The organism is Xanthomonas sp. D-99 (assembly GCF_017746145.1).
GTDB lineage: Bacteria > Pseudomonadota > Gammaproteobacteria > Xanthomonadales > Xanthomonadaceae > Xanthomonas > Xanthomonas cissicola.
In genome coordinates this window covers 44,328-63,055 of sequence record NZ_JAGHWU010000045.1, presented here as the reverse complement: position 1 = coordinate 63,055, position 18,728 = coordinate 44,328, and the positions used below count along the sequence as shown (strand labels likewise).

The following is an 18,728-nucleotide window of genomic DNA, read 5'->3' as shown; positions in this document are numbered from 1 at the left end:
GCCTCGCCGGCGGGACGTGGCAGGGATCTGGCCACGGACTGCCGGCGTCTGGCGCTGGCGCAGCCCGCGTCAGCTGCCGGGGTAGCCCCTGGTTGCTCTGCAGCGACGCGTCCGCTGCCGCCATGCGCCTGGCTTGCTGAAGCTTGGGGCACGCATTGGGGCAGGGCGGCGCGGCTGGTCGAGCCGCCCGTGCCATCCTTGTCCGCCTGCAATCCAGCATCTGTCGTTTTCTGCCACTCCAGTCACTACCTCCCACCCAGGCGTCTTCTCCGGCATCGGAGCAGCGGCCACCAACTGCGATCTTTCGACATGAGTCAACGCCCCAACCCCTCGGCCCTGATCTGGCTGCTGCTCTCTGCGCTGGTGGTCTGCCTGGATCAGTGGAGCAAGGCCTGGGTGCTGTCCAGCCTGCCCGAGTACACCCCGGTGCCGGTGATCGACGGCTTCTGGAACTGGTACCGCACCTATAACACCGGCGCGGCCTTCAGCTTTCTGAGCGATGCCGGTGGCTGGCAGCTGTGGTTCTTCACTGCGTTGGCGGTGGGCATCAGCGGCCTGCTGGCGTTCTGGCTCTCGCGCACCGCGCGCGGGCAGTGGCGCAGCGCGCTGCCATATGCGCTGGTGATCGGCGGGGCGATCGGCAACGTGATCGACCGGCTGATGCACGGTCACGTGGTGGATTTCATCCAGTGGTACATCGGCAGCCACACCTGGCCGTCCTTCAATATCGCCGACTCGGCGATCGTGGGCGGTGCGATCGGAATTGCCGTGTTCGGCTTGTTCGACAAATCCGGCAAGCAGCAGGCGGGAACCGGGAATCTGCGCTGAAGCCTGCCTGCTCGCGACTGCTGCCCGGTCCGACCCCTCGTTCCCCATTCCCGTAGAATGCCCGCCATGGATGTCCTGCTCGCCAATCCCCGTGGTTTTTGTGCCGGCGTCGACCGTGCGATCGAGATCGTCAAGCGTGCGATCGAGACGCTGGGCGCGCCGATCTATGTGCGGCACGAGGTCGTGCACAACCGCTTCGTGGTCGACGACCTCAAGCAGCGCGGCGCGATCTTCGTCGAAGAACTCGACGAGGTGCCCGACGACGCCACGGTGATCTTCAGCGCGCACGGCGTCTCGCAGGCGGTGCGTCAGGAAGCCGAGCGGCGTGGACTGAAGGTGTTCGACGCCACCTGCCCACTGGTGACCAAGGTGCATTTCGAGGTGGCGCGGCATTGCCGGGCAGGGCGCGACGTTGTGCTGATCGGCCATGCCGGGCACCCGGAAGTGGAAGGCACGATGGGGCAGTGGAGCCGCGAGCGCGGGGTGGGCACGATCTATCTGGTCGAAGACATCGAGCAGGTCGCCACGCTCGATGTCCGCCAACCCGATAACCTTGCCTATACCACCCAGACCACCCTGTCGGTGGACGACACCATGGGCATCATCGAGGCCTTGCGTGCGCGCTACCCGGCGATGCAGGGCCCGCGCCACGACGACATCTGCTACGCCACCCAGAACCGCCAGGACGCGGTGCGCGATCTGGCGCGCCAGTGCGATCTGGTGCTGGTGGTCGGTTCGCCCAACAGCTCCAATTCCAACCGGTTGAGCGAGCTGGCCCGGCGCGACGGGGTGGAGTCCTACCTGATCGATAACGCCAGCGAGATCGACCCGGCCTGGATTGTCGGCAAGCAGCATATCGGCCTGACCGCCGGCGCCTCTGCGCCGCAGGTGCTGGTCGATGGCGTGCTGGAGCGCTTGCGCGAACTGGGCGCGGCCGGCGTCTCCGAACTTGAAGGCGAGCCGGAATCGATGGTGTTTGCGCTGCCCAAGGAGCTGCGCTTGCGTCTGGTCAGCTAGGGCGGCGTGTCATTCCGGCTGCGGCGCTTGCAGCGATTGACCCGGGGGGCGCTGCGCTCCTACAATTCACGGCTCGCCGGAATAGCTCAGTTGGTAGAGCGGCGCATTCGTAATGCGTAGGTCGTAGGTTCGATTCCTATTTCCGGCACCACGCTCCAAGACTGGGTCGGCTCATGCCGGCCCAGTTGCGTTTTGAAGCGTCGAAAACTCCGCGTTTCACGTGGTTCTCGCATGCATTGCACGCGTGCAAACCTGCCCCATTTGCGAACGCAACGGCGCAATTCTGGCCTCGCGCTGCGCTGCGACAACATGTCGCACAAATTGGCGCGCTTTTATTGCGTCAGATCATTGCCAATGGGTTTCGTGCAGGTGCAGCAAAGACTAAAATTACTGCGCTAACCCGTGTCTTCGGTCTGCGCAGTTCCTCTCCTCTAGGGAGACGGCTGCGTCGGGAACATCCCAGGACGGATACGACGAACGAGGCTGGCGTTCCTTCGCACTTGGATCGACCGATGATTCCGCTGAAACAGCTCGGGCGTTTACTTCGTCCAGGTCTGATGTTGCCCTTCCTGCTGCTGGCAGGCTGCAACTCGGCCATCCTCAATCCGAAAGGCCAGATCGGCCACGACGAAAAGCAGCTGCTGATCACCTCGGTGGTGCTGATGCTGATCGTGGTCATCCCGGTGATCGTGATGACGATTGCGTTCGCGTGGAAATATCGCGCCTCCAACACCAAGGCGCGCTACGAGCCGGACTGGTCGCACTCCACCGCCATCGAAGTGGTGGTGTGGTCGATCCCGTGCGTGATTATCCTGGTGCTGGCGGTGCTGACCTGGCGCTCCTCGCACGCGCTGGACCCGTACCGGCCACTGGATTCGGAAGTCAAGCCGATCACCATCGAAGCGGTATCGCTGGACTGGAAGTGGATGTTCATCTATCCCGACCAGAACATTGCCACCGTCAACGAGATCGCGTTCCCGGTGCACACGCCGCTGAACTTCAAGATCACCTCCGACACGGTGATGAACTCGTTCTTCATCCCGCACCTGGGCACCATGATCTACGCCATGGCGGGCATGGAAACCAAGCTGCACCTGGTGGCCAACGAGCCGGGCGAATACTTCGGCCTGTCGACCAACTACAGCGGTCATGGCTTTTCGAAGATGAGCTTCAAGGCGCATGCCGTCGATCAGGCCGGCTTTGACGCCTGGGTGGCCAAGGTCAAGGCATCACCGACCGCGTTGAACGCTGCCGAGTACCAGGTGCTGGCAGCCAATCGCAACGACAAGGAACAGTATCCGGTCACCTACTACTCGTCGGTGCAGGACGGCATGTTCCGCTCGCTGGTCGACAAACACATGAATGGTCCGGGCCACAGCAAAGGCCACGGCGACCATCAGGCATCGGCTACGGAGCCGGTCGCCATGTGCACTTCTGGAGACAAGTGATGCTAGGCAAACTCACCATCGAGGCAGTTCCGTACCACGAGCCGATCATCATGGTCGCGCTGGGTGGTGCCGGTCTGCTCGGCCTGCTCATCGCGGGCGCCATCACCAAGTACAAGCTGTGGGGCTATCTCTGGAAAGAGTGGTTCACCTCGGTGGATCACAAGCGCATCGGCGTGATGTACATCATCGTGGCGCTGGTCATGCTGCTGCGCGGCTTTGCCGACGCGGCGATGATGCGCACCCAGCAGGCGCTGGCCGGTGGCGGTGGCGAAGGCGTGCTGCCTCCGCACCACTACGACCAGATCTTTACCGCGCACGGCGTGATCATGATCTTCTTCATGGCCATGCCGTTCATGACCGGCCTGTTGAACCTGATCGTGCCGCTGCAGATCGGCGCGCGCGACGTGGCGTTTCCGTTCCTGAACTCGCTGAGCTTCTGGCTGTTCGTGGCCGGTGCGGCGTTGATCAACATCTCGCTGGGCGTGGGTGAATTCGCGCAGACCGGTTGGCTGGCGTACCCGCCGTTGTCGGGTCTGGAATACAGCCCGGGGGTCGGTGTCGATTACTACATCTGGGCGTTGCAGGTGTCCGGTTTAGGCACATTGCTGACCGGCATCAACTTCTTCGTGACGATCATGCGCATGCGCGCGCCGGGCATGACCCTGATGCGCATGCCGATCTTCACCTGGACCGCGCTGATCACCAACATCCTGATCATTGCCGCGTTCCCGATCCTGACCGTGGCGCTGGCGCTGCTGGGTGCCGACCGTTACCTGGGCACGCACTTCTTCACCAACGACGGTGGCGGCAACGCCATGATGTACGTCAACCTGATCTGGATCTGGGGTCACCCGGAGGTCTACATCCTGATCCTGCCGGCGTTCGGCATCTTCTCCGAGTTGATCGCGACCTATAGCCGCAAGCGCCTGTTCGGCTACACCTCGATGGTGTACGCCACCTCGTGCATCGGCGTGCTGTCGTTCGTGGTGTGGTTGCACCACTTCTTCACCATGGGCTCGGGTGCCAACGTCAATGCCTTCTTCGGCATCACGACGATGATCATCTCGATCCCGACCGGCGTGAAGATCTTCAACTGGCTGTTCACCATGTTCCGCGGTCGCGTGCACATGACCTCGCCGGTGCTGTGGACGATCGGCTTCATCATCACCTTCACCATCGGTGGCATGACCGGCGTGATGCTGGCGATTCCGGCGGTGGACTTCGTACTGCACAACAGCCTGTTCCTGATCGCGCACTTCCATAACGTGATCATCGGCGGCGTGGTGTTCGGTTACCTGGCGGGCCTGACCTACTGGTTCCCGAAGGCATTCGGCTTCAAGCTCAACGAAAAGATCGGCAAGGCCTCGTTCTGGTGCTGGATCATCGGCTTCTTCGTGGCCTTCATGCCGCTGTACGTGCTCGGCTTCATGGGCATGACCCGTCGCATGAACACCTACAACCACCCTGAGTGGGCGCCGTGGCTGTACGTTGCCGCCGTGGGTGCTGCGATCATCGGCATGGGCATCTTCCTGAACCTGGTGCAGATCGGTTACAGCGTTTGGAAGCGCAAGGAGCACATGGACTACACGGGCGACCCGTGGGATGGCCGTACGCTGGAATGGGCAACCTCCTCGCCGCCGCCGTTCTACAACTTTGCCGTGCTGCCGCACATCGACGACCGCGATCAGTTCTGGGCCGACAAGCAGAACGGCAAGGGCTGGGTGCGTCCGTCCAAGTACGAAGCGATCCACATGCCGCGTAACACCGGCGCCGGCGTCTACATCGGTGCCTTCAGCGTGCTGCTGGGCTTCGGTCTGATCTGGCACATCTGGTGGCTGGCCATCATTGGCCTGGTGGGCATGATCGGCAGCTTCATCGCACGCACCTTCGATGACGACATCGATTACTGGGTGCCAGCCGACGAAGTGGAGCGCATCGAAAACGCACGTTTCGCCCTGCTCGAACAGCAACAGGCGGCGCAGGCCGCGAAGGTGGTATGACCATGGCTTCTTCGACCTCGCTTGACCACGCCGCCCACGCGGGCGGCCACGATCACGACCACGAGCATCACGACGGCGGCGGCAACACCGTCTTCGGGTTCTGGGTCTACCTGATGAGCGACTGCCTGCTGTTTGCCGGTCTGTTCGCCACCTATGCGGTGCTCTCCGGCGCCACGGTGGACGGGCCGACTGCCAAGGAGCTGTTCGATCTGAAGTTTGTGCTGGTGGAAACCTTCCTGCTGTTGTTCAGCAGCCTGAGCTTCGGCTTTGCGATGATTGCCGCGCACAAGCGCAAGATGGGCGGCCTCTATGGCTGGCTGGCGGTGACCGCACTGCTGGGTATCGGCTTCCTTTGCATGGAAGTGTGGGAGTTCAACCATCTGATCCATGAAGGTGCCGGTCCGGGTCGCAGCGCGTTCCTGTCGGCCTTCTTCACCCTGGTGGGCACGCACGGCCTGCACGTGGCCTCCGGCCTGCTGTGGATGGCAGTGCTGGTGATCCAGATTTCCAAGAATGGCCTGACCGCGCGCAACAGCACGCGTCTGGCCTGCCTGAGCCTGTTCTGGCACTTCCTCGACATCATCTGGATCGGTGTGTTCACCGTCGTCTATCTGCTGGGAGCGCTGTAATGGCCAATCACCACCACACCGATACCGCTGCCGACGCACATGCCGGCGGCCTGAAGTCCTACCTGATCGGCTTTGTGATGGCCGTGATCCTCACCGTCATCCCATTTGCGATGGTGATGAGCGGCGCATTCTCCAAGGGCGTCACCATCGTCGTGATCTCGGTCATGGCCGCGGTGCAGATGCTGGTGCACATGGTGTACTTCCTGCATATGGACCGCACGCCCGAGCAGCGCTCCAACGTGCAGGTGGGCCTGTTCTCGCTGCTGATCATCGGCATCGTGATCGTGGGCTCGCTGTGGGTGCTGCACAACATGAACGTCAACATGATGCATTGAGACGGCCGCTAGCCGGATCGACGTCCCGTTGAAGAAGAAGCCGCCAAGCAATTGGCGGCTTTTTTTTCGCCCGCAGCATGACCAATGGCATACGGGGAAGCACGGGCAGGCGCTTAGCATCGTGGACTTGCCTGTTTCAGGTCACCTGCGGAGTTGCGATGAAAATGCCCACCCTGTTGTCCGTGTCGTTGCTGGCGGCGTTGTCGCTGCCCGCGGCCGCGCAAACCGCACCGCCGCAGGACGTGCCGTTCGACGGCACCTTGAAGATCGACGTGGATGCCACCGATCTGGCGCACCGCATCTTCAAGGTCAAGACCACCATGCCGGCCAAGCCGGGCCCGATGACGCTGCTATACCCGCAGTGGATTCCCGGCAACCATTCGCCGACCGGACCGATCGACAAGCTCGCCGGTCTGGTGATCAAGGTCGATGGCAAGGTGGTGCCATGGAAGCGCGACCAGTTCGACGTCTATGCGTTCAAGGTGGATGTGCCACAGGGCGCCACCGAGCTGACGGCCGAGTTCAAGTTCCTCTCGCCGCAGGCCGGCAACCAGGGCCGGGTGATGATGACCCCGGAAATGCTCAATCTGCAGTGGAACACCACGGCGCTGTACCCGGCCGGTTATTTCGCGCGCAACATCAAGGCGCAGGCCAGCGTCACGCTGCCGGCCGGCTGGAGCTATGCCACGGCACTGGAAACCGATCGCCGCGTTGGCGACACGGTGAGCTTCAAGCCGATCGATTTCGATGACCTGGTCGATTCGCCGATGTTCGCCGGCAAGTACTACAAGCGCGTGGAACTGAGCACCGGCAAGCAGCCGGTCTATCTCAACGTCTTTGCCGATGAAGCCAAATCGCTGGAGGCCAAGCCCGAGCAGATCAAGGCCCATGCTGCGTTGGTACAGCAGATGGACAAGCTGTACGGCGCGCGTCACTTCGACCATTACCAATTCCTGCTGGCGCTCACCAAGAAGCTGGGCGGCATAGGCCTGGAGCATCACCGTTCCAGCGAAAACAGCGGCCCGCCGAATTACTTCACCGAGTGGGACAAGAGCTGGATCATGCGCGACCTGCTGGCGCACGAGTTCAACCACTCCTGGAATGGCAAGTACCGCCGTGGCGCCGACCTGGCAACGCCGAACTTCAACGTGCCGATGGGCGACAGCCTGCTGTGGCTGTACGAAGGCCAGACCCAGTTCTGGGGCGAAGTGGTGGCGGCCCGTTCGGGCCTGTGGACGCAGGACCAGGCGCGCGACATGCTGGCCGGCGTCGCGGCAACCTACGAGCGCGGCCGCCCCGGCATGGCCTGGCGCACGGTGCAGGACACCACCAACGACCCGACCATGTCGATGCGGCGTCCGAAGGCGTACCGCAGCTATCAGATGAGCGAGGACTATTACTCCGGCGGCCAGATGATGTGGCTGGAAGTGGATAGCAAGCTGCGCGCGCTCACCAACAACAAGCGTTCCATCGACGATTTCGCCAAGGCGTTCTTCGGCATGAAGAACGGCGATTGGGACGTCAATCCGTACACCTTCGACGACATCGTGAGCACGCTCAACGGTGTGGCCGCATACGACTGGGCCAGCCTGTTGCGCGAGCGCATGGACGGGCACGGTTCGTTGAACGGCGGCATCGAAGCCAACGGCTGGAAGCTGGTCTACAACGACGAGCCGAACCTGGCGATCAAGACCTACGAGAGCAACGAGAACGACGTCAGCCTGACCTATTCGCTGGGCCTTTCGCTGGAGGGCTCGGGTGAAGTCAACGAGGTGTTGTGGGACAGCCCGGCGTTCAATGCCGGCATCATCAACGGAAACACCCTCGTGGCCGTCAACGGCCGCGCCTTCAGCGCCGATGTGATCAAGGATGCGATCAAGGCGGCCAAGGGCACCACTGCGCCGATCGAACTGCTGGTCAAGCGTGGCGACCGCTACGAAACCGTCCGCATCGACTACCACGGCGGTTTGCTGTATCCGCATCTGGAACGCATCGCCGGCAAGCCGGATCGCCTGAGCGAGTTGTACAAGGCGCGCTAAGTGACGCACGCCCACGTCGTTGACCGGCGTGGATCGGTGGATTCCAAGCGGCATGGCCGGCCTTCACCGGTCATGCCGCTGTTGCGTGAGCGCAGCTGGTCAATGGCTTGCACTACACATCAGTAAGTCGTCGACTTGCCCGAATCCCGAATCCCGAATCCCGACCCGCAAAGCCCTGCGTCGCGCACACTGAGACCGTCAGCCACTATCCTGCTGCTTCAGCAACGATGGGCAAGAACGATGGCGAAGGCGAAAACGGCCTATGTCTGCGGCGAGTGCGGTGCCGAGTACACCAAGTGGCAGGGGCAGTGCACCGAATGCGGTGTCTGGAACACGCTGAGCGAAATCGTGCTCGAAAGCGCCACTCCGGGCGGCAAGACATCGCCAGCGGCATCGCGGCGTAGCGGCTGGGCCGGCAAGGCCGAGGCACCCAAGATCACTGCGCTCAAGGACGTGCAGCAATCCGAGCAGGCGCGCGTTTCCACCGGTATCGGCGAGTTCGATCGGGTGCTGGGTGGCGGGCTGGTGGAAGGGGCGGTGGTGCTGATCGGCGGCGACCCCGGGATCGGCAAGTCGACGTTGCTGCTGCAGGCGCTGGCGAGCATGGCCTCCACGTTGCCGGTGTTGTATGTGACCGGCGAGGAATCGCTGGCCCAGGTGGCCGGGCGCGCGGTGCGCCTGGATCTGCCGCTGGAAGGCCTGAACGCCCTGGCCGAAACCGGCATCGAAAACATCCTGCAGCACGCCAGCGTGGCGCGGCCGAAGCTGATCGTGGCCGATTCTGTACAGACCTTGTGGACCGAGTCGTTGACCGCAGCGCCGGGCTCGGTGAGCCAGGTGCGCGAGAGCGCGGCGCGGCTGGTGCGCTACGCCAAGGAAACCGGCACCGCAGTGTTTCTGGTTGGCCATGTGACCAAGGAAGGCGGCATCGCCGGGCCACGCGTGCTCGAGCACATGGTCGATGCGGTGCTGTATTTCGAAGGCGAGAGCGGCAGCCGGTTCCGCCTGCTGCGTGCGTTCAAGAACCGCTTCGGTGCGGTCAACGAACTGGGCGTCTTCGCCATGGGCGAGAAGGGCCTTAAGGAGGTCTCCAATCCGTCGGCGATCTTCCTGTCCGGCGGTAGCACCCAGCAGCCGGGCAGTTGCGTGATGGTCACCCGCGAAGGCACCCGCCCGCTGATGGTGGAGGTACAGGCGCTGGTGGATGCATCGCCGTTGTCCAACCCACGTCGGGTTGCGGTGGGTCTGGAGCAGAACCGGCTGGCGATGTTGCTGGCGGTACTGCATCGCCATGGCGGTATCGTGGTGGGCGACCAGGACGTGTTCGTCAATGTGGTGGGCGGCATCCGCGTGCAGGAAACCGCGGCCGATCTGCCGGTGCTGCTGGCAGTGCTGTCGTCGCTGCGCGACCGGCCGCTGTCCGAAAAGACCATCGCGTTTGGCGAAGTGGGGCTGTCCGGCGAAATCCGCCCGGTGCCCAATGGCGAGGACCGCCTGAAGGAAGCGGCGACGCATGGTTTCAAGCGTGCCATCGTGCCCCGCGCCAATGCGCCCAAGACCACTAGCATCAAGGGCATGGAGATCATTGCGGTGGAGCGCTTGAGCCAGGCATTGGAAGCGGCGGCCGACTGAAGCCGCGCGGCGCACGGGATGTTGCGATAGGCCAGGTCAGCGACCTGCCGACGCGACGCAAGCACCGCCCTGGCCATGTTCGGGAGCAGCATGCAGCCATCGTTCCGGCCGACTGCCGGACGAGCATCGATGGTCGCCCGGCTTGGTCACTACAGTGCGGCTGGGGCTGCCACCCTCAGACAACGCTGAGCGCAGAGGCGTCGCGCGCCTTTCAGACGTGCTCCGTGAGGTAGGCACGGCATGCGCCGCGGGCGACCGGACGCCTGCAAACCGTTTGTCGGACAAACGCCGGGATTTGTATTTGGTTGTCGAGAAAGCGTTTTCAGAAAGAGTGGGGCTATGGCAACATGCGCGGCCCGTTGCACTGTGCACCGGATCACAGACACCGCTCACTGCCGTTTTCAGGAGAATCACGATGGAATGGATGTTGCTGCCGCTCAAGCGCTACGCCGACTTCAACGGTCGCTCGCGTCGCAAGGAATACTGGATGTTCGCGCTGATGCAGTTCCTGGTGCTGTTCGTGTTTGGCGGCCTGTTTGCCGTCGCCGCAGTGGCGATGGGGAACGAGAACGGCCCGGGCGCGCTGGCTTGGCTGATCTGTGCGGTCATGGTGATCGCTTGTCTGGCGTTGATCGTGCCCGGTATTGCAGTCACGGTGCGCCGCCTGCACGACCAGGACAAGTCCGGCTGGTTTTACCTGATCAGCCTGGTGCCGTACGTTGGCGCTTTCGTGTTGCTGGTCTTCATGTGCATCGAAGGTACGCCCGGCCCGAACCAGTACGGCGAAAATCCCAAGCAGTAACTCGCGCGCTATGAAAGCGGACAACGGCGCAGGGGTCTCCCTGCGCCGTTGCCGTTTGTGAGTGCGCCAACGGCGCCATTGCGCGGCGGAACGTCACTGCTCCGCAGACCGGGCGTCCGCATCCGGACCCCAGACATGGAAGGTGGCGACACAGCGACATGCTTGGGGCGTCTTTCGCTCAGCAGTCCCGGCAGCAGACAGTGCCTCATTCGTCGCTGCCACATCGCTGCATAGATGCAGCGATATCGCTCAACGCTGATCAGCATGTACCCTGCACTGTGGAGTGAGCGATGCAGCTGCAGTCGCATGGCCGGCACCTGCAGAACTCGAATTGCGGCGCAGCCTGCGGGCCAGGTGCGCGTGTCGATCGTTCTGCCTTTGATAGCGTGCCGACGCCCATCGTGTCATCAATACCCTTCGCTTTAACGCAAGCGAGAGTGCGCAATGCAGATCGCAGATCGGCAGCGGTGCGCTTGCTCAGCAGGCGGCTGCGTGATGTGCAGGGCCAAGGCTTGGGCTAACGGCCTTGCTCATTGTCGTTGCCTCCGTATCGTGCAGCGCGAGCTCCAACTTGTAGCCGTGCGAATAAACGGTTCTGATGCGCACGGCGCTGCTGTCACTGCTCAGCTGCAGTTTCTTGCGCAACTTGTAGATGTGCTGCTCCATGGTGCGGTCGGTGAATTCGGTGTGGCTGCCCCACACGGCCTTGGCCAGTTGGCAACGCCGGAAACACACGCCGGGGCTGGAAAAGAGCAGCCAGGCAATCGAGAACTCGCGTGCGGTCAATGCGATCGGCTTGCCTTCCAGATAGACGGTATTTTCATCGCGGATCAACTTGTATGGACCAACGCTCAGGTGCTGCGTCTCGGGGCAGGCATGCGCCACCGGCGATATCGCCAGCGCCGCGCGCACGTGTAACTCGTGCGAATTGAAAGGCAGCGCAAGGACCTCCTGCGCGCCTGCGCGATACCAGGCCAGAATGTTGTCTGCGCAATCGAAACGTCCAAGCACGATCAACGACGTGGGCTGGCCGCTATGGCAGCGTTGCCAGGCCAGCAGTGAACTGTCATCGGCGGCGACACAGCTGGCATCGAAGATCAGCAGCTCGCACGGCGAATGCCGCAGCGTACGCAAAAGCTCCAGTTCATCGGAAAACGTCGAGACATTGCGCGCAAGCGGTGCGAGGCTGGCGTTGACCTGCGAGACCAGGCGCGCATCCTGCGTCAACAGGAACACCGATCCGGCGTTGGGGGGAGAGTGGTCGTTCATTTAGGCGGCCTTCGCGTGTCGGCGTACAAGCCACGCATGGGACGGACGCCGGTGCCGGTCGGCCAATGCCAGGACAAAATCCATCTTCAAAGATCGCTGCATCGTCGGACCAGTCGGTTGGCGGGGGAGAGTCCAGCGGAGCTGGATGAATGGTATGTACCATTGCAGGGACCAAAAGTTTCACGCTTGCGTACGCGTCTTCGGATTTGTCGCCAGCGGCTTTAGCTCGCGCTCATTTAGGCGTAACAGAGCTCTTACATAGCGGGCATGTCTGGTCCGAATGCAATCGCTATATGCACGTCATGCGGTAGCGAGGTAGGCATGGACCGACACGCGTGACCGGAGACATCGGTCCGCCGAGGTCTAGACCAACCTATTGCGATTGGTCGTGTGATCACGCGTGACTGGAATAGGTCTGCAGCGATTTGCCCTCGTGTCAGGTCCGCTTTTCTCTATCAAATGCGCTTGCGCATACGTGTCCGTACAGTCACCGGGCATCGCCTTGGTCATCGCCGACAGCCATCCACGCGCATGGACGCAGCGCGTTCGCAGACGTTGTCCGACTGTGCGTTGGATATTGGCGTACACCGGCGACATCAATACTCGACCGGATGGCGCGAAATGTCTGGCGTACGGCAACGTCGACGGTGCGCAACTGCGCCTTGGGCCGAGAGAAAACGCATCACATGGATGTTTGACAGAGTGAGCTTTTTTGATTTTTTCGATGGCTTTCAGAGAGAAATTCTATTGGATCCGCTGCATACAATCGTTAGCGCCAGCGAGTTCGGCGCCTGTTGTCTTTTGCTCCGCCCCCCCAAAGAGAGAGACCGGCATGATCCTTTCCACCTACTTTGCAGCGATCTCTGCGTTGTCTTACGCAGAACGTCTTCCTACGTATACGAGCAGGATGCTGGTTGGTGCTTGGCCACAGGGACTGCAACATCTCCAACAGCGACGCGACGGACAGGGCGCTGTGGATGGCGCCGATGATGAGGTCAGTTTGTTCGGTGCCAGCGGCGATGCGTTGCTGATCCTGGAATATCAGGAAGAGGCCGAAGATGCGTATCGTCAGGCCTTGAAGGCAATGCGCGGGCATCAGCGCCAATTGCGCCTGCTGTCGTGCAGGAACACCGCCTGGTTGATGCTGAGTCAGCGGCGCCTGAGCGCGGCGTTGAATTGCTTTGCGCAGTTGGCAATGGACCGCGAAACGTCGCCCAGCCTGTGCGGCGAGAGCCTGCTGGGCAAGTCGCTGACCCACTTCCATCTGGGCCAGAGTACGTTGGCCTTGCAAACCCTGGAGCGCGCCAGCGAAGTGCTGGCCGACCTGGAGAGCGGGGCGTCGGAATGGCTGCGGATCGCCAACGCGCTGCGTCTGGACATGATTGCGCAGCTGCGTATCCGTCGCTCCGATCGCATGAGCGACCATGTGTTCTGGCAAGCCACGCTGCGCCAGGAAGATGCCGCGCATGCCTTCGAGCCCAGCGACCTGCGCGCCTGCATCGCCGATCTGGCAGAGAGCATGCCGGTGCTGGCGCAGCGCATGCGGCATGTGCGCAGCCTGCTGCGCATTGCCGGCGGCGACACTTTCGGCTTCGACGCGCAGATCGACGCATTGCCGGCCGCGGCCACCGGCTGCCCGCCGTGCGCGCGTCAGGACGCACAGGTGGAGCTGGCGCTGGCGGCATTGGCGGTGGGCCGTGCCGATCTTGCCGAGCGTGCGCTGGCCGGCGCCGGTCGGCATCATGCGCCGCGCTGGAATCTGGAGTTCGAGTACTGCCAGGCCAAGATCAGCCAGGCGATGGGGCGCACCGAACAAGCGTTGTTGCTCTACAACCGCTACGCGCTGGACGCGGTGCAGTGCCTGCGCAGCGAAGTGCAAGCGCCGCGCTTGCTGGAAAGCGGGACCCCGGCCCACGTCAGCGACGATATCTCCGCCCGGTTGCCGGCCAAGTATCGACGCGCCTACAGCTACATGATCACCAATGCGCATCGCTCGGATCTGTCGATCAACGAAGTGGCCGCACAGATCGGAGTCACCGGGCGCGCGCTGCAGCAAGCCTTCAAGTCGGCTACCGGGCTATCGCCGACGCAGGTGCTGCGCCGTTACCGGATGCAAAGCATCCGCGACGAACTGCTGGCCGAAGGCGGCTGCGGCAGTGTGTTGCAGGCTGCCAGTCGTTGGGGCGTCGGTAGTCGTTCCGCCTTGGCCAAGGGCTATCGCCAGCACTTCAATGAAGCGCCGATGGAGACCTTGCAGCGGTAATTTCCACAACCCACGGATTGGTAGCGCTACCGATCCGTGGCGGGTCAACCCGACGCGGTGCAGTGCGCGTCGCTGTGCGCAAAGGAGGGCAGGGGCCAAACTGAGACGTGCGTGCAATGTGGGTTCCGGCTATCCTTTCCGGCTGGCACTGGCACCCAGGGGGACGCGTCCGAGGATGGGCGTCGTCGCCAAGGAAACGACGACCGATCATGCAAGATCCCACTCCCGGGGCGACCGACGCCTCGCAGATCCGCCGGGCAGGCGTCGATCTCAATGGACTGATGGCGGTCCTCAGCAAGCACCTATATTCCACCCCGTTGGTGGCGCTGCGCGAGCTGGTGCAGAACGCGCACGATTCCATCCTGCGTCGTCGTCTGGAACAACCCGATTGGCACGGCGAATCGCGCATCGAGGTGCATGCCGATGCCGCGCAGGGCATCGTGCGCATCGTCGATACCGGTGCCGGGCTGACCCAGCAGGAGATCCACGACTACCTGGCTACCGTGGGCGTGGGATATACGCGCGGGCTGCGCCAGGGCGGCCACGAGGACAGCGGCCTGATCGGCATGTTCGGGCTGGGCTTCTTGTCTGCCTTCGTGCTGGCGCGGCGGGTGACCGTGCGCACCACCTCCTACCAGTCCCCCACGCTGGGCCATTGCTACATCTCCAGCAACGCCGAGCAGTACACGGTCAGCCCGATTCCTGCGCGTGCGCAGGTGGGCACCGAGGTGGTGCTGGAATTGCACAGCGATTATCTGTCGTTGGCTCAGGAAGGACGGCTGCGCGAGATTCTGTCGCGCTATTGCGCGCTGTTGCGCGAGCCGATCTGGATCGGCGCTGCGACGCAGCCGATCAATCCCGAGCCGCCGCCATGGCGCGTACAGGACGCCGCACCGCTGCATCCGGTGCAGGCCTGGCGCCGTCAACGCGAGTTCGCCGCGCGCTTCGAGCGCAATTTCGAGCCGTTGTGCTGCATGCCGGTACGTGCGGAAGAGGGCAGCGATGCGGTCGGCCTGCTGTGGGTGCAGGACGGCGCGACCTACGGCACCAGCGACAACCGCAATCTCTCGGTGTTCCTGCGCGGCATGTTGCTGGATGACAACGCGCGCGAACTGCTGCCGCCGTGGGCGGGCTTCATCGGTGGGGTGATCGAATCCAATCGGTTGACCCCTACCGCAAGCCGCGAGGATCTGCAGCGCGATACGGTCTACAGCGCGGTGCAGCACGCCTTGTCCGAGGCCTTGGTGCAGGGCCTGGCCGATGTGGCGCGTCAGCAACCGGAGGCATGGCGACGCATCCTGCTGCGGCATAACGAAGCCCTGCTGGGCGCCGCGTTGTGCGATGAGCGCCTGTTCGAGTTACTGCTGGAACACGTGCGGGTACCGACGTCGCAAGGCGATCTGCCGGCGCAGCAATTGCCATCGCGCGGTGCGGTGCACGTGATCCTCGATTAGCGACAGCGGTTTCGAAGAAATGCTGTTCCGCGCGATGGGCGTGCCGGTCGCCTATGGCAACCGGTATGCGGTCGTGCCGTTTCTGCGGCGCTGGGCGCAGGCCAAGGGGGTGCGTCTGGTCGAGCTGGGCACCGAGCAGGGCAACCGCCAGCTGTTCCACCTGGATACGCTGCCGGCCGACGAACTTGCCTGGCTGGAACAGCATTTGGGCGATGGCGAAGCGCTGGTGCCTGCGCGTTTCAGTCCGCAGGAACTGCCGTTGGTGGTAGTGCCCGACCGCGAGGCCGAGCTCAAACGCCGCCTGGAGCAGGACGAGAACGACAAGCGCGTGTCCACCGCCGCGTTGCGCCTGGCGCGGCAGTTCACCGCGCGCATCGAAGCGCGGCAGACCCAGCGGCTGTATCTGAATCTGGATAATCCGGCGCTGCAGGCCTTGCTGGACGCGCAGCGCGCAGGCAACCCACAGGCAGCGGTGGCGGCACGCTTGCTGCGCGCGCTCAAGGTGATCGTCTCGGCGCAAGGGCGCACGCAGCCGCAGGCGGGCAGCACCGAATCGGGCGTTTCCGATCTCAACAAGGCCTTCGGCGATTTCGCCGGGACCGTGACCCAATTGCTGGCGCGCTGAGCGCCGCATCGCAGGAGCGACACGATGGAAATCTGGAACTGGGTAGAAAAGCTGCAGGACGATCTGGGCGAAGCCGGCCAGCCGCAAAATGCGCAGCTGCTGACGCGGCTGACCGACCACATCTGCGATCTGCAGATCGACCGCGCCGAGGCCTTGTTGCCGGAGGCGCGTGCGCTGGGCAAGACGCTGGCCAACCCGTGGCTGGAGGTGTTCGTCGGGCATTGGGAAATGCGGAACCGGGTCGGCAATCTGTGCGAAGGCGAGCGTGCGCTGGGCGATGCGGTGGCGCTGTTCGAGCGTGCGCATCGCGCCGACGCAGTGGAGTGCCCGCAATCGGTCTGCGTGACCCAGGATCTGGCCGCGTGTTACGCCAACATCGATGGCCCGGGCTGGGTGGAAGAACGCATCGAGGTGTGCGATGAAACCCTGGGGCGCATCGACCCGAGCTGGTCGTGTTACCAGTGCCTGAGCTGCGAAAAAGCCGACGCATTGCTCGACGACGGGCGCGGTGACGCGGCGCTGCAGTACCTGGAGCAGCAGTCGCAGACCATCCTGGCGCATGGCGGTGAAATCTACGACGGCGTGCCGGACATGCGCATCTCGATCCTGCTCGCGCTTGGGCGTGCGCAGGACGCGCTGGCGCTGGTGGAACAGCGCGAACGCGACGCCGCGCGCGAAGGCGCCGAGTGGGCCAATTGCAGCCAGCCGCGCCGGCTGCAGAAAGCGCGCGCGTTGGCGCTGTTGCAGCGCGATGACGAGGCCATGGAAGCGCTGCTGCCATGGCGCGAGATTGCGCCGCGTTATCGCCTGCACTGGCTGCGTGCGGTGGCGGTGCTGGTGGCGCGCGCGCCCGAGCGCAATAGCTGGGACCTGGGCAGCCGCGTGCAGCAGATGCTCGATCATTACGCGCAGGTTGGCGCGCATCGCATCCTGATCGAGGCGGCCGAGCTTGCGATCGGGCTGGCACTGCAGCGCGGCGCGGTGTGGACCGCGCGCCGGCACCTGGCGCTTGCGCGTGCGCATCTGCCCAAGCTGCGTCACGACCGCGGCGCAACGCAGTTGCTGGATGGTCTGTCCGCGCGCATCGATGCAGCGCCTGCGGGTGAGCCCGCGCCGGCACCGGCCGCACACCTGCTGGAATGGTTGAACGCGCAAGGCGAGGATGTCGTGCGCAATCCCGAGCGCGAAGCGCAGTGGCTGCTGCAGGCCGTTGCGCAGTGTCCGGACGATGCCGAGCTTGTCGACACCACCGCATCGGCCCTGAGCGCCTGTGCGGCCGACGAAGAAGCCATCGCACTGCTGTGGTCATTCGTGCAGCGGCATGCCGATCGCGAAACCAGCCCCACGTTCCGTCTGATGAATCTGTTGCTCGGCCGCGGCGACGAAGCAGGTCTGCGCCGGTTGGCGCAGCTGTATCGCCCACAGGTGCCGGTGGCGGCGTTGTGGTGCGAGGCGCAGCTGGCGCAGCGGCTGGCCGATTGGCCGGCGCTGGAGCAGGCCTGCACCGCACTGCTGGAACTGTCACCCGGCTCGCATGGTGCGCGTGGGCTGCTGGCGCGCATGTACCTCAACGCCGGCCGGTTTGCAGAGGCCGCCGCGGTCTACCGGCAACTCGCCGAGCTGCTGGAAGAGCCGCGCTCTGCGCATTGGGACCACATGACGGCGGCCAGCGCGGCGCAGGATTGGGATGCGGTGCGTGCGTCTGCGCAGGCGATCGGCATGGAGCTGAGTAGCGCCAGCGGCGTGGTCGAAGAGACCTGGGGATGGATGATCGTGCGTTGCATCGACGATGGCGAAGCGGCGGAGTACTACGCGCGCCGCACCGGCCCGGTCACTGCACGCATCGTCGAAAATGCGCCCGCACATCGGCGCCAGCATGTTGGCGACTGGGTGGTGTTCGACGCCGAACTGCTGTATCCGCCGCCGGAAGATGAGGCAGAGCGCGAGCGTTTCGTGCCGACCTACGCCCAGGTGCATGTGCTGCAGGCCGGCGGCTATGCGAGCAGCTGGCTGGTCGACGGCGTGCATCCCGGCGAAGAAGCCATCAATGCGTTGCGCGAAGAGATCCAGGCGCGTGGTTGGAAGCTGTGGCTGCACAGTCGCGACGACTATCGGTTGATCGACCCGGAAGACCCGGACAGCTTCGATCCTGAACAGGCCGCTTCGGGGCTGCCTGGAGTGCTATTCACCGTGGCCCTGCCGGAAGGGGTTGCGCCGCTCGAACTGCACCGCGCCTTGCTCGCAGCGACAGCGCAGTGGCCGCACGCGATGTGCTGGCTGCGGCTTGCCGAAGCCTGCGGCCAGGATCCGCAGCCGCATTTGGATGCAGTGGAGCGCTACGGGCTGTAGGACAGCGGTCGGCGTGATCGGGCGGCGTTTGTCGCCGG

At 63.7% G+C, this 18,728-nt stretch carries 12 protein-coding genes, 1 tRNA gene and 1 pseudogene; 13 read left to right on the top strand and 1 reads right to left on the bottom strand.

Going from position 1 to position 18,728, the window contains the following annotated elements:
- The first annotated feature begins 309 nt into the window (after window positions 1–309).
- The 10 genes from lspA (at window position 310) to J7360_RS15655 (ending at window position 10,730) form a co-directional block, all read left to right on the top strand.
- A complete protein-coding gene (gene lspA / locus J7360_RS15700) occupies window positions 310–828 on the top strand; it encodes a signal peptidase II (protein ID WP_089094972.1) in 519 nt (172 codons plus the stop codon).
- Between the two features lie 66 nt (window positions 829–894).
- Window positions 895–1,845, top strand: coding sequence for a 4-hydroxy-3-methylbut-2-enyl diphosphate reductase (ispH, locus tag J7360_RS15695; protein WP_007967513.1), 951 nt, complete (start codon window positions 895–897; stop codon window positions 1,843–1,845).
- A gap of 75 nt (window positions 1,846–1,920) precedes the next feature.
- Window positions 1,921–1,996 (top strand) — tRNA-Thr (locus J7360_RS15690).
- A 361-nt stretch (window positions 1,997–2,357) separates the two neighbouring features.
- A complete protein-coding gene (cyoA, locus tag J7360_RS15685) occupies window positions 2,358–3,293 on the top strand; it encodes a ubiquinol oxidase subunit II (protein ID WP_209034218.1) in 936 nt (311 codons plus the stop codon).
- The gene (cyoB, locus tag J7360_RS15680) at window positions 3,293–5,293 is read left to right on the top strand and encodes a cytochrome o ubiquinol oxidase subunit I (RefSeq protein WP_003484298.1); all 2,001 of its coding nucleotides are present in this window, start codon (window positions 3,293–3,295) and stop codon (window positions 5,291–5,293) included. The genes cyoA and cyoB overlap by 1 nt, the downstream gene beginning before the upstream one ends.
- Window positions 5,290–5,922 carry a cytochrome o ubiquinol oxidase subunit III gene (gene cyoC, locus J7360_RS15675; RefSeq protein ID WP_172955790.1) on the top strand — a complete coding sequence of 211 codons (633 nt, stop codon included), beginning with the start codon at window positions 5,290–5,292 and terminating at the stop codon, window positions 5,920–5,922. The genes cyoB and cyoC overlap by 4 nt, the downstream gene beginning before the upstream one ends.
- The gene (gene cyoD, locus J7360_RS15670) at window positions 5,922–6,257 is read left to right on the top strand and encodes a cytochrome o ubiquinol oxidase subunit IV (RefSeq protein WP_003484294.1); all 336 of its coding nucleotides are present in this window, start codon (window positions 5,922–5,924) and stop codon (window positions 6,255–6,257) included. Before cyoC ends, cyoD begins: the two co-directional genes overlap by 1 nt.
- 158 nt (window positions 6,258–6,415) lie before the next feature.
- Window positions 6,416–8,296 (top strand): tetratricopeptide repeat protein, encoded by a 1,881-nt coding sequence (locus J7360_RS15665; RefSeq protein WP_157825995.1) that lies wholly within the window; start codon window positions 6,416–6,418, stop codon window positions 8,294–8,296.
- 240 nt (window positions 8,297–8,536) lie between these two features.
- On the top strand, window positions 8,537–9,928 hold the full coding sequence (gene radA / locus J7360_RS15660) for a DNA repair protein RadA (protein WP_003484290.1): 1,392 nt from the start codon (window positions 8,537–8,539) through the stop codon (window positions 9,926–9,928).
- 415 nt (window positions 9,929–10,343) lie between these two features.
- Complete coding sequence (locus tag J7360_RS15655) at window positions 10,344–10,730, top strand: DUF805 domain-containing protein (RefSeq protein WP_003484288.1); 387 nt, start codon at window positions 10,344–10,346, stop codon at window positions 10,728–10,730.
- 477 nt (window positions 10,731–11,207) lie between these two features.
- On the opposite strand, the gene J7360_RS15650 is transcribed toward J7360_RS15655, so the two are convergent.
- Entirely contained in the window at window positions 11,208–11,999 is a 792-nt protein-coding gene (locus J7360_RS15650; protein WP_057664317.1) for a response regulator transcription factor, read from the bottom strand.
- A gap of 907 nt (window positions 12,000–12,906) precedes the next feature.
- Here J7360_RS15650 and J7360_RS15645 point away from each other — a divergent pair.
- The 3 genes and pseudogenes from J7360_RS15645 to J7360_RS15635 all read left to right on the top strand — a co-directional run bounded on the left by J7360_RS15645 (window position 12,907) and on the right by J7360_RS15635 (window position 18,690).
- Window positions 12,907–14,262 (top strand): helix-turn-helix transcriptional regulator, encoded by a 1,356-nt coding sequence (locus tag J7360_RS15645; protein ID WP_170913494.1) that lies wholly within the window; start codon window positions 12,907–12,909, stop codon window positions 14,260–14,262.
- Window positions 14,263–14,471: 209 nt separating this feature from the next.
- Window positions 14,472–16,341 (top strand): annotated as a pseudogene (locus J7360_RS15640) (ATP-binding protein).
- Window positions 16,342–16,365: 24 nt separating this feature from the next.
- Window positions 16,366–18,690, top strand: coding sequence for a hypothetical protein (locus tag J7360_RS15635; RefSeq protein WP_209034197.1), 2,325 nt, complete (start codon window positions 16,366–16,368; stop codon window positions 18,688–18,690).
- Window positions 18,691–18,728 lie beyond the last annotated feature (38 nt).

Bases quoted from the DNA above. Each gene is read 5' to 3' on its own strand.
- lspA (WP_089094972.1), top strand. From the start codon at position 310: ATGAGTCAACGCCCCAACCCCTCGGCCCTGATCTGGCTGCTGCTCTCT.
- ispH (WP_007967513.1), top strand. From the start codon at position 895: ATGGATGTCCTGCTCGCCAATCCCCGTGGTTTTTGTGCCGGCGTCGAC.
- cyoA (WP_209034218.1), top strand. From the start codon at position 2,358: ATGATTCCGCTGAAACAGCTCGGGCGTTTACTTCGTCCAGGTCTGATG.
- cyoB (WP_003484298.1), top strand. From the start codon at position 3,293: ATGCTAGGCAAACTCACCATCGAGGCAGTTCCGTACCACGAGCCGATC.
- cyoC (WP_172955790.1), top strand. From the start codon at position 5,290: ATGACCATGGCTTCTTCGACCTCGCTTGACCACGCCGCCCACGCGGGC.
- cyoD (WP_003484294.1), top strand. From the start codon at position 5,922: ATGGCCAATCACCACCACACCGATACCGCTGCCGACGCACATGCCGGC.
- J7360_RS15665 (WP_157825995.1), top strand. From the start codon at position 6,416: ATGAAAATGCCCACCCTGTTGTCCGTGTCGTTGCTGGCGGCGTTGTCG.
- radA (WP_003484290.1), top strand. From the start codon at position 8,537: ATGGCGAAGGCGAAAACGGCCTATGTCTGCGGCGAGTGCGGTGCCGAG.
- J7360_RS15655 (WP_003484288.1), top strand. From the start codon at position 10,344: ATGGAATGGATGTTGCTGCCGCTCAAGCGCTACGCCGACTTCAACGGT.
- J7360_RS15650 (WP_057664317.1), bottom strand. From the start codon at position 11,999: ATGAACGACCACTCTCCCCCCAACGCCGGATCGGTGTTCCTGTTGACG.
- J7360_RS15645 (WP_170913494.1), top strand. From the start codon at position 12,907: ATGCTGGTTGGTGCTTGGCCACAGGGACTGCAACATCTCCAACAGCGA.
- J7360_RS15635 (WP_209034197.1), top strand. From the start codon at position 16,366: ATGGAAATCTGGAACTGGGTAGAAAAGCTGCAGGACGATCTGGGCGAA.